Origin of the sequence: Photorhabdus heterorhabditis (genome assembly GCF_001280945.1) — a bacterium.
Lineage (GTDB): Bacteria > Pseudomonadota > Gammaproteobacteria > Enterobacterales > Enterobacteriaceae > Photorhabdus > Photorhabdus heterorhabditis.
On sequence record NZ_LJCS01000006.1, the window covers coordinates 1 to 16982 of the forward strand.

10 protein-coding genes, 1 tRNA gene and 3 pseudogenes are annotated in these 16982 nt (G+C 36.9%); 13 read left to right on the forward strand and 1 reads right to left on the reverse strand.

What is annotated here, in order from left to right; genetic code table 11:
* The 3 genes and pseudogenes from AM629_RS21820 to rhuM all read left to right on the forward strand — a co-directional run.
* A pseudogene (locus AM629_RS21820) lies at positions 1–87 on the forward strand (RNA-guided endonuclease InsQ/TnpB family protein); the annotation flags it as partial.
* A gap of 220 nt (positions 88–307) precedes the next feature.
* A tRNA-Sec gene (locus AM629_RS23210) sits at positions 308–402 on the forward strand.
* Between the two features lie 42 nt (positions 403–444).
* Positions 445–630, forward strand: a pseudogene (gene rhuM / locus AM629_RS21825) (RhuM family protein); the annotation flags it as partial.
* Here the strand turns inward: rhuM and AM629_RS25175 are convergent.
* Positions 571–756: pseudogene (locus AM629_RS25175) on the reverse strand (hypothetical protein); the annotation flags it as partial. The pseudogenes rhuM and AM629_RS25175 sit on opposite strands and share 60 nt — an antisense overlap.
* A gap of 613 nt (positions 757–1369) precedes the next feature.
* Between AM629_RS25175 and AM629_RS03770 the strand changes: the two are divergent.
* The 10 genes from AM629_RS03770 (at position 1370) to AM629_RS03815 (ending at position 16800) form a co-directional block, all read left to right on the forward strand.
* On the forward strand, positions 1370–2302 hold the full coding sequence (locus AM629_RS03770) for an alpha/beta hydrolase family protein (RefSeq protein ID WP_054476299.1): 933 nt from the start codon (positions 1370–1372) through the stop codon (positions 2300–2302).
* A 731-nt stretch (positions 2303–3033) separates the two neighbouring features.
* Entirely contained in the window at positions 3034–3339 is a 306-nt protein-coding gene (locus tag AM629_RS03775; RefSeq protein ID WP_054476300.1) for a hypothetical protein, read from the forward strand.
* A 753-nt stretch (positions 3340–4092) separates the two neighbouring features.
* Complete coding sequence (locus AM629_RS03780; protein WP_054476301.1) at positions 4093–5193, forward strand: amidinotransferase; 1101 nt, start codon at positions 4093–4095, stop codon at positions 5191–5193.
* A gap of 358 nt (positions 5194–5551) precedes the next feature.
* Positions 5552–7147 (forward strand): serine hydrolase domain-containing protein, encoded by a 1596-nt coding sequence (locus tag AM629_RS03785; RefSeq protein WP_054476303.1) that lies wholly within the window; start codon positions 5552–5554, stop codon positions 7145–7147.
* Positions 7148–7927: 780 nt separating this feature from the next.
* The gene (locus AM629_RS03790; RefSeq protein WP_054476304.1) at positions 7928–8884 is read left to right on the forward strand and encodes a fatty acid desaturase family protein; all 957 of its coding nucleotides are present in this window, start codon (positions 7928–7930) and stop codon (positions 8882–8884) included.
* Between the two features lie 49 nt (positions 8885–8933).
* Positions 8934–9800: a 2OG-Fe(II)-dependent halogenase WelO5 family protein gene (locus AM629_RS03795; RefSeq protein ID WP_200905749.1), complete on the forward strand. Its 867-nt coding sequence runs from the start codon at positions 8934–8936 to the stop codon at positions 9798–9800.
* Positions 9801–10366: 566 nt separating this feature from the next.
* The gene (locus AM629_RS03800) at positions 10367–11248 is read left to right on the forward strand and encodes a DMT family transporter (RefSeq protein WP_054476306.1); all 882 of its coding nucleotides are present in this window, start codon (positions 10367–10369) and stop codon (positions 11246–11248) included.
* A gap of 207 nt (positions 11249–11455) precedes the next feature.
* Positions 11456–13048, forward strand: coding sequence for a serine hydrolase domain-containing protein (locus AM629_RS03805; RefSeq protein ID WP_054476307.1), 1593 nt, complete (start codon positions 11456–11458; stop codon positions 13046–13048).
* 346 nt (positions 13049–13394) lie between these two features.
* Entirely contained in the window at positions 13395–14999 is a 1605-nt protein-coding gene (locus AM629_RS03810) for a serine hydrolase domain-containing protein (RefSeq protein WP_054476309.1), read from the forward strand.
* Between the two features lie 211 nt (positions 15000–15210).
* Complete coding sequence (locus tag AM629_RS03815; protein ID WP_054476311.1) at positions 15211–16800, forward strand: serine hydrolase domain-containing protein; 1590 nt, start codon at positions 15211–15213, stop codon at positions 16798–16800.
* Positions 16801–16982: the final 182 nt, after the last annotated feature.

Genomic DNA, 16982 nt, shown 5'->3' on the forward strand with positions numbered 1-16982 from the left:
GGAATACTGGAATTACAAGCGGCGGGACTCGTCGTTTCTGCCCATGGAGGCCAGTGTAAATCCGTCACACAGACGGTTGCGGCCTAGGAAGTGGGAAGCCTCGCCCGACAGGGCGGGGAGCAGTCACCAAATTGAGAATGATTTCAGCAAACGGATTCAGAAGCCAGATAATCTGCGCTATGATTGGCTGCTTTTCATAATTCTTTGGTATTTATACCCAATAGATTTCAAGATGGATCGCGACGGCCAGGGAGCGAATCCCCGGGAGCATAGCTAACGATGTGACCGAAAGATAACAGGTACATAGGGAAGATCATCGTCCCCGGTGGGGCGGCTGGACTTCAAATCCAGATGAGGCCGCCAGCGGTCTCTGGCAGGTTCGACTCCTGTGATCTTCCGCCAATTGAGTTCTCCTGAATGCCACTAAGCTCGAAAAATCCCTTCACACAGCATGTTAAGATTATCTATGATGAGGGTGAACTTGTACAAAATTCAACTTGTAAGTCTTTCTTACAAGTTCGACAAGAGGGCAATCGACAAGTTAATCGTAATACACTGCATTACAACCTCTCAATGATCCTCGCTATCGGTTATCGCGTCCGATCTACTCGTGGTACTCAATTCCGCCAACCATTTTTCTGCTTGTTCTGCGGAAATTTTTTCATTTTGATTGAACAATCTTTGGATATTACGTCTTACTGCAACATCACCATGTAATGAACCGTTCAGGTAATTAAATCCCCGTAACAGGGAATATACCCAATAGATTTCAAGTTGCAGTGTGGCGGCAAGAGAACGCATCCCCAGGAGCATAGATAACGATGTGACTGGGGTAAGTGAACGCAGCCAACAAAGAGGCAACTTGAAAGATAACAGGTATATACCCAATAGATTTCAAGATGCATCGCGACGGCAAGAGAACGAATCCCCGGGAGCATAGCTAACTATGTGACCGGGGTGAGAGAGTGCAGCCAACAAAGAAGTAACTTGAAAGATAACAGGTATAGTTAATTGTCCACATACCAATGCCTTTTATAGCGAGTAAATTATCTGTTAGCTGCTGAATATCTTGTTCATCATCAGAGATTGTTAATGTTAATTCACCAGCTTCAATTAATTGGCTTAAGCGAAGTAATGCTTTGGCTTTGCTGACAGAAAATCTGCATTGGTGTAATTCATCTTAACATCTTGGATATCACCGTAATTGTTCTTTATTTTGTATCTCCAAGTGGATTGAGGATTTGGTGATTGTAATTAGTACTTAGGATAAAAAAGTGTTGAACCTTGATTTTAAATTCTAAAAATTTTTCTGACAGGAACAATATTGCTAATTTGTGGTCTTTAAACATGTCTGCTAAAGGAGATGTTAATGAAAGCATATTGTTTTAATTTACGACAGAAGATTCTGACGTCAATTCTGATTTTTACATGTTATATAGGTTTCGTTTACTCGAATACACATAAACAGTTTTTCCGTCATGATGGTAGTGAAATAACTTACTATCTTAAGCAAAGAGAAGGTAAAAACCTATTGGTGCTGATACAAGGTTCTGATTGTAATAGTATAGCTAATAATAAGTTTGTAAATGAGACATTCAATGATATTTATCCAGATACAGATGTGCTAACCGTGGAGAAATATGGTATTAATGCATTACTTCCTTGGTCTGATGCCGGTGAGCGTTCAGATTGTCCCAAGGCTTATATAGAATTAGATACGCCAGAACAGCGGGTTAAGGATTATATTCAGATCATTGGTTATCTGAAAAATCAAAATAAATATAAAAAAATCATTATATTGGGTGGCAGTGAAGGGGCGACGGTTGCCAATTTAATTACATCGCAAGTTAACTATATTGATAGAACAATCTCACTGAATGGTGGCGGTCGGTATTTAGCTGATGATATTATTCATAGTATGAAGAGTGAAGTTCCACCAGAACATATTGATCAGGCGATTAAAGGATTTAGAGCATTCCAGCAAAGAATACATAACAGCAATAATACGGGTAAGCTGGAAATGAGTAATCATGGCACTAATTGGTGGAAAGTTGCATTGGGTATTAATCAATATAAAGTATTAAATCAGACGAAAAGACCGGTTCTGATTATTCAAACATTGAATGATAACTCGGTCAGTGTGAGTGCAGCTATGAAAATGGAGGAGCAATTAAAGAAAAATAATATTACTTTCTACCAATACTCGGGATTGAACCATGGATTTAAAAATAGTGAAGGTGTTTTGCAAGTTGCTCCTATTGTTGAAGATATAAGGAATTGGCTATCCAGAACTTCTGGGTAAGAGCTTGTAATTTGCATGATATACCCTATGGATCATCAAGATGCAGCGCGACGGCAAGTGAACGCCTTCCCGGGAGCATAGATAACGATGTGACCGTGAGTGCAGCCAACAAAGCAGCAACTTGAAAGATGAGGGGTATATTTAATAATTAGATAATTACATGAAATTTATTTTTATTATTATCATTGTGGAATGGGATGTAATTATATTATTTCCTATGAACTATCATATTATTAATATGCTGCTTGTAATTTCCATAAAATATAATATTAAAATGTTATGAACTATTCGTTGTTTTTGCGATATGTTCTCAGTTTTACCTTTTATATAGTCGAGGGAAATTATAAGGTTATTTCTCATTATCATTCATGTATGTCATTATATTAGAAGGGGAAAATCAACAATATATTATGTTCATTATAGGATGTAATGTCTTTTTTATTTGTTTTTTGCTAATAAAATATTGATTTTAAATTAATTAAATTTATTTTTGTATTTTATTGACAATACATTAATGGCATCTATAGTTATATGTATTAGATAAGGCAGCAATATGGCATCAAAAATGCTGTATATATTATCTAAATGCTGGATAAATTCCTGATATACACTTATTTTCTAGTGAAAATGGTTACAATTTTATATGGGCAAGATAAATAGCTTATTGTTTGTATTCTTGAGTAATATAAGTTATTTATCAATTAGTTACATTAAATTGTGGAGTTTATATTATGATGATTAAAAAAGATATTTTGCTACATGAAGAGCTGCTTGTAGATGATGAGCTTAAAGTCGGTAAGGTAGAGAAGGTTAAGGTTGATATTTTGTCACCCAGTTCAGTCATCGTTAGCCTGAATATTTTAGGCGTAGTTGATGATTTCCATCTATTACTGGTGGATGGTGATAAGGATAAAGAGAAGATTGTGCTGCTCTATCTGTCTCTTTTACGTGTTCTTCATGAAAAATTAGATGTAAAAGTAAAAATTGCGAAAAGCAATCTTACTAAGATAAAATATATAGTAGGAGTAGAGATTTAATAAGTCTTTATTAAATCTCTGAATGAGTGCATGGAATAATATATTCGGTAGAATAATTGAATTTTGTTTGAAAGATATAATCAGATAGAGCTGGTTTTATTCAATTCAAAAAGATGTTTTCTACTAGATGCACTTAACCCCAGGCAGAACGTTAATATAACTGTTCTGCCTGTTTCGTTAAAGTGATTTATATTGGATTAAAATAACAAGAATTTTTTTGCACTTGGTTAATTTAATTTCATAACGGGAGTATGTCACACTTATTATATTAATTTACTTCTTATAAATGAATTGTGGTTTATTTGAGGTAATGTTTTAAAGGTAATAATAATATATCAAATAATAACATTAGCTTTGTTTTATAGACTTGGGTTTAATTACTTTACAAATTTAAATGTCCATATATTATTGCATGCAGACAAATTTATAACGTCGATTGAGGTTTATATATAAGGTTGTTTTGGTATATTGTTGCTGTCATTTAATGTCTCATGGTGAAAAAATAAAATATTTAACCGTTTTTACCTTTTATAAATAACCGAAATTGTGATCTTTGACGGAATTTATTAACCTTAAAGTAGTCATAGTTATTTAATTTACAAATTTAAAGATATGTAAACTAATAATATTACGTATGATTGCATATTTGAACTGAATTTTTCATACGAAGTCACCATTGATGGTGTTAGGGTCGCAATTAATACAGTTGTTACAGTTTTAATGCGACATAATATTAAAATATCAGGAGATGACATGCTTGATTCAAATTTAACAGATAATGATAGTAAAAATTCTTCCCCAGTTAATTCTTTTAACGAATGGGACCCGCTTGAAGAGGTTATTGTTGGTGTAGTTGATGGTGCCAGATTTCCTGGTTGGCATATGGCGATAGAGCCGGTATTACCGCCGAATCAGATTGAGACTTTTCACCGGAATGCAGGACGGTCATTTCCAAAAGAGCGGATTGAGGCAGCATCCAGAGAGTTAGAAGAGTTTGTTCATATTCTCGAAAGTGAAGGGGTTAAAGTACGTCGGCCCGAGCCTCAAGATCAATCTCAGGTATTTGGGGCGCCCGGTTGGAGCAGTACTGGGCTATATTGTGCCATGCCTCGTGATGCCCTGTTAGTTATTGGTGATGATATTATTGAATGCCCGCTGGCGTGGCGTTCCCGTTATTTTGAAACGGCGGCATATAAAACTTTACTTAAAGATTATTTTAAGCAAGGAGCGAGATGGAGCGCGGGGCCAAAACCACAGTTAATAGATGAACAATATGATTTTGAGTGGTATCAGGATGATGGTAAGGATAGTACTCGCCTTGCTGTGACTGAATTTGAACCGACATTTGATGCTGCGGACTTTATCCGTTGTGGGCGAGATATTATTGCGCAAAAGAGCCATGTGACGAATGAATTTGGTATCGAATGGCTTCGTCGTCATATAGGTGATGATTATCGTATTCACGTTTTTGAATTTAACGATGATAGCCCTATGCATATTGATGCCACATTTGTTCCTATGGCGCCTGGGAAGTTATTGATTAATCCAGAGAAGGTGTTAAAGATTCCTGAACTGTTTAAAGGATGGGATGTGTTACATGCCCCTGAGCCGATTATTCCTGACGATCATCCGTTGTATATGACCAGTAAATGGATCAATATGAATATTCTGATGTTGGATGAGAATCGCGTGATTGTTGAAAAGCAGGATGAGCCAATGATCGCGGCGATGAAACGTTGGGGTTTTACTCCGATTCCATGTAATTTCAGGAATTTTAACTCCTTCGGTGGTTCCTTCCATTGTGCAACCGTAGATGTAAGGCGACGCGGAAGTTTACAATCTTATTTTGACTAAAAGCAGCTATGGCTATCTGGCAATATTTTATTGGAATGCGTAATGTTCACATTAAGCTTTCTGTATTAGGGTAGCCATTATTACGTTGGTTTGGTTATGTATTGGCGTAATTTTACTATTGAAAAAGTGCTTATGATAGTGAAAATAGCTCGCAGATATTTGACCATAGTGAAATATGCATCTACATTTAAATAACCAAATTAAATGTTAGAAGACTGTATATACCATGTTATTATTCGCATGCATACTAGTTTCTACTAGGTTAGTATTAACCTCAGTAGGTGTGTGCATGCATTTTTTCATTTCTCCCCAGCTGCGCCACCAGACTTTGTTTGTCTAACCTTAAGTGAGGAAATTAATGATGGAATCGGCGATATCTGCAAACAATATTAAATTCTTTCTCAAGAAAATAAACGAACTGGTTGATATTGAAAATAAAAAAAATGGTGGTGCACTGGCGGCGGCTGTTATTTATGAAAATGAAATCATTTATGAGCGTTATATTGGCCAAGCCAGTATTGAACACGCTGTTGCTATAAATCCTGGTACTAAATTTTATTTAGCGAGTGTTTCAAAGCAATTCACAGCTTTTTGCATTGCCTTATTGGAAAACGAAGGAAAGCTCGGTATTAAGGATAAGGTTGGGCAATATTTGGATTACTTTCCTGAGTACTTTTCTGATATTACCATTGAACATCTTATTCATCATACTAGCGGATTACGTGATGAATTTATGCTGTATCGATTGGCAGGTAAAAATTCGAACTTTGACCACCGCAATCTTAATTTGGTGAGAAAACTGGCCCAACGGCAACAAGTGCTTAACTTCACGCCGGGGACATTCTATCTCTATAGCAACACGGGCTATAATTTGCTGGCGGAAATTGTTCGAGTGGTTTCAGGCAAGTCGTTGAGAAAATATGCAGAAGAAAATGTTTTTGTCCCATTAAAGATGAAGGATACTGGTTTTTATGATGATGTAACTGAGATTATCTTTAACCGGGCAATGGGTTACATCTATGACGAGAGTAAGAACCTGTGGATAAGAGATGATCTTAACGACTCAGTAGTCGGTGCTTCAGGTGTTCATTCTATTATGAATGATCTGTGTCGTTGGATGAGAGCATTTTATTCCCCATCTATTGTTCAAGATTTGCTTCCTCTGTTATCCCGTACGCCGGATTTAACCAATGGTAATCGTAATAAATATGCCTATGGTTTTGTTATCGATTACCGTGATGGGCAAAAGATAATACGACACGATGGCTCCTCTGCCGGCTTTAGATCAGAAGTTTGTATTTTACCTGATGCTAAATTAGGTATCGCTATTACTGCTGCGACAGGTATTAATGTTGTTAAATGGGTTAACCAGTGCCTTGATATATTGTTTAACATTGATATTTCTGTGCCAGAAAAACCGCGCTGTCTAACCAGTGATATCGATATCTCCGGTATTTTCCGGGGGGAAGATCCTTATCCTTATATTATTACCAAAGAAGATTGCTATTTATTAGGTAATTTATTCGAAAAAGGTAAACCGATTATCTTTAGCCATGACGGTACGTTCCATGAAGTAGGAAGTGCAATTCGATTCAGGCCCATCCTTGAAAATGAGAGTGTTATTGCATTGGAACAGATTAGTGAGAACGGGAATATTCTTTATTTTGAAAAGATGATCGATGAAGGTTATATCGATATTCGGCAATTTTTAGGGCGATATTATAGTCATGAAACAGAAGCGACTCTTTTTATTGCTGCTTCTGATGGTGATGTTTATATTGATGCGATTTTTTCGCCTGAAAGAAAAGAAGTATTACATCGGGTTTATGCTAATAGTTATTTCTCTCCGGTAACGAGGTTTGTTATCGATTTTGAGTTGGATTTTGATACGAATCAACCTCATCTCTATCTTAGCGATTCACGGTGCTGGAAGGTGGAGTTCGGCGCCATTTAGTGTAAATACGAATTGAGAATAGCATTTCTCTGGCAGGATTGAGCGGATTATATGAGAACATAATTATCTTGGTTAGAATAATTATATTCTTGACCTAATGCGAACATTATAAATATCTATTTATTTATTCAGGGTAATTTTTTGGAAATAATGATAACTCTGTTTAAGTTCAATTTTTTATAAAATCAAATGCCCATATGCTATTAATGAAAAAATAAATTTTTTAAGAGTTTTATACTGTTTTAAATAATCAATGTTATGATTTTTAAACTAAATCTTTATGAAAGGTCACTATTGCGGGTATTGCTAGTCGCGCCAGAATGATTTCGAATGGCTTTGGCGTCATTTAGATAATTATTATCGTATTCACGTTTTTGAATTTAATGATGATCAATCTATGTATAATGATGCTATATTTGTTCTTATATCCGTTATCTTTCAGGTTGCCTACTCACTTACCCTAGGAGTATAGTTATCTATGACATAGTTATCTATGCTCCTGGGGGTTCGCTCCCTTGTTGTCGCGATGCATCTTGAAATCCATTGGGTATATAGCATTTGGGAAACTGATGATTAATCCAGAAAAGGGGTTAAAGATTCACTAATCAGGTGATTGTTGAAATGTAGGATGAACCAAGGATCGCAGCAATAAAACATTGGGGGTTTATTCCGATTCTATGTAATTTCAGGAATTTTAATTCTTTCGGTTTATTTCCATGGTGTAACAGTGGATGTAAAGCGACGCAGAAGTTTACAATCTTATTTTGACGAGGAGCCGCTATGAGCATCTGGAAACATTCTTCTTGGGATGCGGTAATGTTTACATTAAGTATATTGCATGTGGTTGCTACTGTTACTCTGGTTGTATATTGGGATAATTTCACTCTTGTGGGTTGGTTGGGTAATGTTGTGCTGCTGACACTGATGACAACTTACAACATAATAGTGATATCACATTTTTTCACTCATACTCCCTGGTTTGTTTCTCGTACCATGAATATGCTTGTGTCTATACTGAATTCAATGAATATTGGACAGTCTGTACAGGCTTATCATCTGTCCCATGTTCGTAATCACCACAAATATAATAACGACCGGGGAGTAGGTGAAAATGGACCACAGGATACGTCTTCTACTTTTATAAATGGAAAAGAAATCGGGGAGCATAGCTCTCTTTGGAACTATTCTGTCCTTGGTGGAATATTCACTCTATATAACAGTTTTGTTCGTATGTTTTGGGCTGTATTTATCTGGCATAAACCGTTTAGCAACGTTGATAAGGGATATGAACAACTCCTTTCGAAAGACAAGGCGAGGAAAATTAAAGAGTTATGGCAATTGAGGTTAGATAGGTTATTTCAAGCAATGTGGGTTATTATCTTATTCACCTTGTCATGGAAATGGGCGTTATTTTGCTATTTACCCTCTCTCTATTTTGCTTTTATCTTGGTTAATATACAAAACTATTATGAGCATTATGGTGCACAGCCAGAGAATAGATTTTCAAATTCAGTCAGTTATTATGGGGGAATTTATAATTTATTGATGTTTAATGATGGTTATCATCAAGAACATCATATTTCAGGTGACACTCATTGGAAGTTGTTACCTAATTTACGTAAGAAATATCTAACTAAACTTTCAGCACAGGAAAGAGTTGTCAGCCCAGTACCTGCAATATTAGGTTTTTTACACAAACGTAGACCCTTACTGCATAAATCTATAAACCAAAAATAGTTCCCGGTAATTGGAAAGTCCGACGAATTTATTATTAAAGGAGTCTGCTATGATGCAAGAAAAATTCGATATTAGAGGAACAAAGCTGGCAAAGTCAGAATTTATGGTATACGAAACATCAAATAATATATCTATGAATGCGGTTTCTGATCTTCTGGATGGTCATCTTGCCGCTTGCCGGATTAGTCATTTTCTTTTACCAGAACAAAGAAAGAAAATAATTGAAAATTTTTGGCGTTCTCCAGCACTCACTCCCCGTTACGGAGATGGTATTGATGGTGTTGAGGGATATTTTATCGGGGCATCTCATATTGAAAAAAATACCCGCCAATATATAGAAGAAGTAGAAAATTTCCGCCCGGCAATGAGTGAGATTTTCCAGGATACGATCAATCCAATTGATCATTTCATAGAGCAAATAACGTATTTTAGTGGGAATAAACCACAGGTAACGCGTCCTGCTATGTATCATGGTGTTGCTGCGGGTAACGTAAAAATTGTGTATTGGAATAATTTCGGTGAATTCCTGTTGTTACCTCATGATGATCTTGCACAGTTGAGCGACCCACGTCAGAGCGATTTTGAGGTCCAACAAATTAATCGTGTCATGGCGGTAAATTTTTACGCTGACGTTCCCCAAAATGGAGGGCAATTAAAAGTATGGAATATTCAACCTGACAACCAATCACGTAGTACCCTTGGTTTAACTTACAGTGGTTTTCCCTATCCAGCAGAATTATTGGAAAATCATGCAAACATGGTAATCAATATTGAGGCGGGGGATTTGATATTGCTGAATGGAAATTTAATACATGCAGTACTGAATGGTAATACCCTATCTGTACCAGAACGGCGATTGCTTGTGACTTGTTTTATGGGTGTGCAGCAAAATGGTGATCTTATCTGGTGGACATAAATCATGATATTGAAAATAGTTCCACAGATATTTGACCATAGAGAGATATGCAGCTACATTTAAATAATTAATATAAAATATTATAAGACGCATACTATGTTATTACTTGCATGTATACCCAATAGATTTCAAGATGGATCGCGACGGCAAGGGAGCGAATCCCCGGGAGCATAGATAACTATGTGACCGGGGTGAGTGAGTGCGGCCAACAAAGAGGCAACTTGAAAGATAACAGGTATACACTGATTGCATCTGTTGGCTTAGCATTAACAGCCGTAGAAGTGTACATGCATTTTTTCACTTCTCCCCCAGCTCCACCGCCACCTCCTTTATTATCTATACCCTATGGATTTCAAGATGCATCGCGACGGCAAGGGAGCGAATCCCCGGGAGCATAGATAACTATGTGACCGGGGTGAGTGAGTGCAGCCAACAAAGAAGCAACTTGAAAGATGACGGGTATATAACTGTGTAATATTCTCGTTTCTGAGAGATGGTTTGCATGCAACGTGTTGCCAGATTTGGCTGTGCTGGCTTAGCTAAAACATAAGACAGGTGTGATTCCGATGATTTCTAAAGCCCTATGGGTCTCTTATGGCTCGACTTTGCTGTTTGTTTTGTTGTGGAGTAGTGGTGCGATTTTTTCGCGGTGGGGACTTGACCACAGTACCGCGTTTGCCATTCTTTCAATGCGTTTTGCTGTTGCGCTTATTTTTTTGATATTTCTGGGATTATTGTTCGGGCGTAAGGGCCATTTCCTGCCCGAACAGGGTACGCGTAAACAAGTAGCCAGTACCGGCATTCTGCTAATCGGTGGTTATTCTATTTGTTATTTTTTCGCGCTGGACAATGGAATTACCCCCGGAGTTCTGGCTACAGTGATGGGAATTCAACCGATTATTACATTGTTAGTCATCGAGCGCCGTTTTTCGGCTGTACGTTTGGCGGGTTTATTGTTAGCGTTGCTGGGTTTGATATTAGTGGTGTATCAAAGTCTCGTGCTGTCCCGATTTTCTCTGGCCGGTATTACTTTTGCTTTGGCAGCACTGGCTTGTATGAGTATCGGGGCGATTTTACAGAAACGAATTCATCAAGCTCCTTCTGTAGTTTTACCTCTACAATATGGTGTTAGCCTATTGCTTTGCTTGCTATTTATTCCTTTTCAGCCTTTTGAATTTCAGCTGGTGCCTGGCTTTATTATTTCGTTGTTATGGCTTGGATTAGTTATTTCTGTTGTGGCTCAATTATTACTTTATCGGCTCATTCGGGCAGGTAATTTGGTGAATGTAACCAGCCTTTTTTATCTCGTTCCTGGGGGGACGGCTGTAATGGATTATTTGTTTTTGGGAAATTCATTATCTACTCTAAGTTTGTTGGGAATGGTAGCCATTTTGTTAGGGCTTTTCCTGGTATTTCGTACAAAGAAAATATCTCTTTCCACCGAATAAATCTATATTTGCCGGGTTGTAATCAGCCTGGCAGTTCCCTTGTGGACTTAAGCACTTCAGTTACTTTGTATTGCTCCTTATATATTAAATGACAATCATTATCATTTGTATGTTGTCTATTTCCATCTTACAGTACTGCCCGCATATGTCGTATTACCAAATTGCATATATATCATGTTTGTATCACGTTAAATTATTAGGGAATGAATGATGGAATCAGCGATATCTATAGATAATATTAAATTGTTTATTAATAAAATAGACGAACTGGTTAATATTGAAGATAAAAAAAAGGGTGGGGCTCTCGCTGTTGCTGTTACCTTCGGTGATGAAACGATTTATCAGCGCCATATTGGACAAGCCAGCATTGAACATGCTATTGCTATACAGCCAAATACTAAATTCTATTTGGCGAGTGCCTCAAAACAATTCACAGCTTTTTGTATTGCTTTGTTGGAGAAAGAAGGAAAGCTCAACGTTAAGGATAAGGTCGGACAATATTTGGATGATTTTCCTGAGCGTTTTTCTGATATTACCATTGAGCATCTTATTCACCATACCAGCGGGTTACGGGATACATTTTTACTTTATAATCTGGCAGGTAAAAACTCAGATTTTGATTACTGCAATGCTGATTTAGTAAGAAAGCTGACTCAACGGCAACAGATACTTAGCTTTACCCCAGGAGAATATCATCTTTATAGCAACACAGGCTATTATTTTTTGGGAGAAATAATCAGCGTGGTTTCAGGTCAGACGCTGAGAAAATATGCAGAAGAAAATGTTTTTGCCCCATTAAAGATGAAAGATACCGTTATTTTTGACGATATAACCGAGATTATCCCTAATCGGGCGATGGGTTACACTTATAACGAAGATTCACATCAGTGGATAAGAAGCGATATCAACAATTCTGTGGTAGGTAGTGCAGCGGTTCATTCCACTGTGAATGATTTGTGTCGTTGGATGAGAGCGTTTTATTCGCCATCTATTGTTCAGGATCTGTTGCCTCAATTATCCCGTACACCAGATTTAATCAATGGCAATCGCAATAAGTATGCTTACGGTTTGGATATCGACCAACGTGAAGGGCAAAGGATAATACACCACAGTGGTACTTATGCTGGTTTCAGAGCTAATATTGTTATTTTACCAGATGCTAAATTAGGTATCGCGATTACTTCTGCAACAGATATTAATGTTGCTGACTGGGTGGATAAGAATATTGATATATTGTTTAACACTGATATTGAGCCAGAAAAACCGCATTGCCTAACCAGTGATATTGATATCACGGGTGTTTTCCGAGGGATAGAGTCTTATCCTTATATTATTACCAAAGAAGATGTTTATTTTTTAAGTAATTTGTTAGAAGACCGTAACCCAATAATCTTTAACGCTGACGGTACATTCCAGGGGAAAGGCGGTAAAATCCGGTTCAGACCCGTTATTGAGAATGACCGTGTTATTGCATTGGAACAGATTGATGAAAGTGACAATGTCTTTTATCTTAAAAAGCAAATTGATGATGGTGGTGTCGATATTAATAGATTATTAGGGAGTTATTATAGCCGTGAAATGGAGGCAGTTATTTCTGTTATATCAGCTGGTAATGGGATTAGTATTGATGGGATTATCTATCCTGTTAAAAAGGAAATTTTACAGCAGATTTACCGGAATAGTTATTTCTCTCCCAGTACTAAACTGATTATTGATTTTGAATTAGATCCTGATACCAATAAGCCTCATCTTTATATCAGTGATGCACGTTGTTGGAAAATAGAATTCGTTGCAGTTTAATTTATAAAGTGATCAATCAGGCAGAACTATTATATTTATGTTCTGCCTGTTTTTCGTAAATATCAGCTCTCATAGTTACTTTATATTGCTGCTCATACATTAAATGATAATCATTGTCACTTGGATATTTCTTGTTTACGTCTTACAGTACAGTCCACATATGTAATTGCTATTAAACTGAATATATATACCCTTCATCCTTCAAGTTGCTGCTTTGTTGGCTGCGTTCACTTACCCCAGTCACATAGTTATCTATGCTCCTGGGGGTGCGTTCACTTGCCGCCGCGCTGCAAATTGAAATCTATTGGGTATATGTTCTATTTGATAATTGTAAATAAGGAAATTAATGATGGAATCGACGATATCTACAGATAAGATTAAATTGTTTCTCAAGAAAATAAATGAATTGGTTGATATTGAAAATAAAAAAATGGGGGGAGCGCTCGCGGTTGCTGTCACCCATGGAAATAAAACTATTTATGAGCGTTGTATCGGGCGAGCCAGCATTGAATATGCTATTGCTATAACCCCTAAAACTAAATTTTATTTAGCGAGTACTTCAAAACAATTCGCGGCTTTTTGCATTGCCTTGTTGGAGAAAAAAGGAAAGCTCTGCGTCAAGGATAAAGTTGGACAATATTTAGATTACTTCCCCGCAGAATTTTCTGATATTACCATTGAGCATCTTATTCATCATACCAGCGGATTACGGGATGAATTTATGCTTTATAACCTGGCGGGCAAAAATTCCGACTTTGATCATCGTCATATTGATTTAGTGAGAAAATTGACCCAACGGCAACGGGTACTTAACTTTTCGCCTGGAGAATATTATCTTTATAGCAATACGGGCTATAATTTGCTGGCGGAAATAGTCAGAGTAGTTTCAGGTAAATCGTTGAGGAAATATGCAGAAGAAAATATTTTCATTCCATTAAAGATGAAAAATACCTTTTTCTACGATGATGTTACCGAGATTATCTTTGATCGGGCAATGGGTTACGCTTATAACGCGGGCTTGCATCAGTGGATAAGAGATGATCTCAACGATGCGGTGGTCGGTGGTTCAGGGCTGTATTCTACGGTAAATGATTTGTGTCGTTGGATGAGAGCGTTTTATTCGCCATCCATTGTTCAGGATCTGTTGCCTCAATTATCCCGTACACCAGATTTAACCAATGGTAATCGTAATAATTATGCCTACGGTTTTATTATCAGCCAACGCGAAGGGCAAAAGATAATACAACACGGTGGTTCCTATGCTGGTTTTAAATCTCATGTTTGCATTTTACCGGAAGCTAAATTAGGTATTGCGATTATTGCAGCAACAGGTGTTGAGGTGAGTCAGTGGGTGGAACAGCATATTGATATATTATTTAACCCCCCCCATATTGAGCCAGAAAAACTGCATTGTCTAACTCGTGATATTGATATCACCGGTATTTTCCGAGGGGATGAGCCTTATCCTAATATTATTACCAAGGAAGATACTTATTTGTTAGGTAATTTATTCGAAAAAGGTAACCCGATTATTTTTAACTCGGACGGTACATTCCAGGAAGAAGGCGGTAAAATCCGGTTCAGACCGGTCATTGAAAATGACAGTGTTATTGCATTGGAAAAGATTGATGAAAATGGCAATGTCTTCTATCTTAAAAAAAGGGTTGATGACGGTGGTGTCGATATTCAACTATTGTCAGGACGTTATTATAGCCATGAAACAGAAGCAACGTTTGTTATTTCTGTTTCTGGTGATGGAATTGAGATTGACGGAATAGTTTATCTAGGTAAAAAAGAAGTCTTACGGCGGATTTACGGGAATAGTTATTTCTCTCCTGGTGCTGAACTGATTATTGATTTTGAATTAGATCCTGATACTAATAAACCACGTCTCTATATCAATGATGCCCGCAGTTGGAGGATAGAGTTCGTTCTAATTGATAGGAGATAACACTGCCTTAGCAGGACAGGAGAGCTTGAAGGTATTTTTTATTATACCCAATAGATTTCAAGTTGCAGGGCAGCGGTAAGGGAGCGAATCCCCGGGAGCATAGATAATTCAGTGACCGGGGTGAGTGAGTGCAGCTAACAAAGAGGCAACTTGAAAGATGACGGGTATATTTATTATTTTGCCTGTTTTATAACCTTAAATAAGGGAATTAATGATGGAATTAACGATATCTAGAGATAATATTAAGTTGCTTCTCAAGAAAATAGATAATTTAATTGATATTGAAAATAAGAAAAATGGCGGCGCCCTCGCGATTGCTGTTACCCACGGAAATGAAACCATTTATAAACGCTATATCGGGCAATCCAGCATTGAACATGCTGCTGCTGTAACCCAAAATACGAAATTCTATATGGCGAGTGTTTCAAAACAATTCACGGCTTTTTGTATTGCCTTGCTGGAAAAAGAAGGAAAGCTCAACGTCAAGGATAAAGTTGGAAAATATGTAGATTATTTCCCGGCACATTTTTCTGATATTACCATTGAGCATCTTATTCATCATACCAGTGGATTACGGGATAAATATCTTCCCTATGGCTTGGCAGGTAAAAATTCAGATTTTGACCATCGTAGTATAGATTTATTGAGAAAACTAATTAAACGGCAACAAGTACTTAATTTCACTACAGGGGAACGTTTTCGGTATAGCAATATGGGCTATAATTTGTTGGCGGAAATCATCAAAGTGGTTTCAGGTAAATCGTTAAGGGAATATGCGAAAGAAAATATTTTTATCCCATTAAAGATGAATAATACTTCTTTCTATGATGAGGTTACTGAGATTATCTCTGATCGGGCGATAGGTTATGTCTATAACGAAGATGCAAATCAATGGATGAGATATGATCACAACGATTCAACTATAGGTAGTGCAGGGCTTCGTTCTACAGTGAGTGATTTGTGTCGCTGGATGAAAGCATTTTATTCACCATCGATTGTTCGGGATATGTTACCTCATTTATCTCGTATGCCAAATTTAACTAATGGTAATCGCAACAATTATGCTTACGGTTTTATTATCAGCCAACGTGAAGGACAAAAGATAATACGGCACGATGGTTCCTATGGTGGTTTTAAAGCGGAGGTTTGTATTTTACCTGATGTTAAATTAGGTATCGTGATTACGGCTGCAACAGGCATGAATGTCTCTGAATTTGTTAATCAATGTCTTAATGTGTTATTTAATACTGGCATGACTGAGCCAGAGCATTGCCAAACTAATAATATCGATATCACCGGTATGTTCAAAGGGGTTGATCCCTATCCTTATATTATTACCAAAGAAGAAACTTATTTATTAGGTAATTTATTTGAAAAAGGTAATCCGATTATTTTTAACGTTGATGGTACATTCCAAGAAAAAGGAGGAGAATTCCGGTTCAGACCTATCATTGAAAATAATGATATTATCGCACTGGAACAGATTGATGAAAATGACAATGTTTTTTATTTGAAAAAGATGATTGATAAAGGTGATATCGATATTCAGCAATTGTCAGGACGCTATTTCAATCACGAAACAGAATCGATTATCAATATTGAAGTCTCTAGTGGTGAGATTTATATTGATGCGGTTGTTTTACCCGGTAAAAAAGAAGCTTTACGGTGGGTTTACGATAATAGTTATTTCTCTCGGGCTACAGAACTGATTATTGATTTTGAATTGGACTCTGATACCAATAAACCTCATCTTTATGTTAATGATTCACGTTGTTGGAAGATAGAATTTGTCCCGGTTTAATTGATAAGGTTGTAAATATGCATTAAGAATAATGCTTTTTTATAGGATGAAGAGATTCGATTGAGAGCATAAAGATATTTTCTATCTAGTCTATTTATTTTCGGTCAGAACTATTATGATGATGTTCTGGCCGTTTTTTTACATAGCTTATGCACTTTAAATGATTATGTGAGCTATTTTCA

Excerpts from the sequence above, each read along its gene's own strand:
- AM629_RS03780 (WP_054476301.1), top strand. The coding sequence starts at position 4,093 with ATGCTTGATTCAAATTTAACAGATAATGATAGTAAAAATTCTTCCCCA.
- AM629_RS03800 (WP_054476306.1), top strand. The coding sequence starts at position 10,367 with ATGATTTCTAAAGCCCTATGGGTCTCTTATGGCTCGACTTTGCTGTTT.
- AM629_RS03795 (WP_200905749.1), top strand. The coding sequence starts at position 8,934 with ATGATGCAAGAAAAATTCGATATTAGAGGAACAAAGCTGGCAAAGTCA.
- AM629_RS03810 (WP_054476309.1), top strand. The coding sequence starts at position 13,395 with ATGATGGAATCGACGATATCTACAGATAAGATTAAATTGTTTCTCAAG.
- AM629_RS03805 (WP_054476307.1), top strand. The coding sequence starts at position 11,456 with ATGATGGAATCAGCGATATCTATAGATAATATTAAATTGTTTATTAAT.
- AM629_RS03785 (WP_054476303.1), top strand. The coding sequence starts at position 5,552 with ATGATGGAATCGGCGATATCTGCAAACAATATTAAATTCTTTCTCAAG.
- AM629_RS03770 (WP_054476299.1), top strand. The coding sequence starts at position 1,370 with ATGAAAGCATATTGTTTTAATTTACGACAGAAGATTCTGACGTCAATT.
- AM629_RS03815 (WP_054476311.1), top strand. The coding sequence starts at position 15,211 with ATGATGGAATTAACGATATCTAGAGATAATATTAAGTTGCTTCTCAAG.
- AM629_RS03790 (WP_054476304.1), top strand. The coding sequence starts at position 7,928 with ATGAGCATCTGGAAACATTCTTCTTGGGATGCGGTAATGTTTACATTA.
- AM629_RS03775 (WP_054476300.1), top strand. The coding sequence starts at position 3,034 with ATGATGATTAAAAAAGATATTTTGCTACATGAAGAGCTGCTTGTAGAT.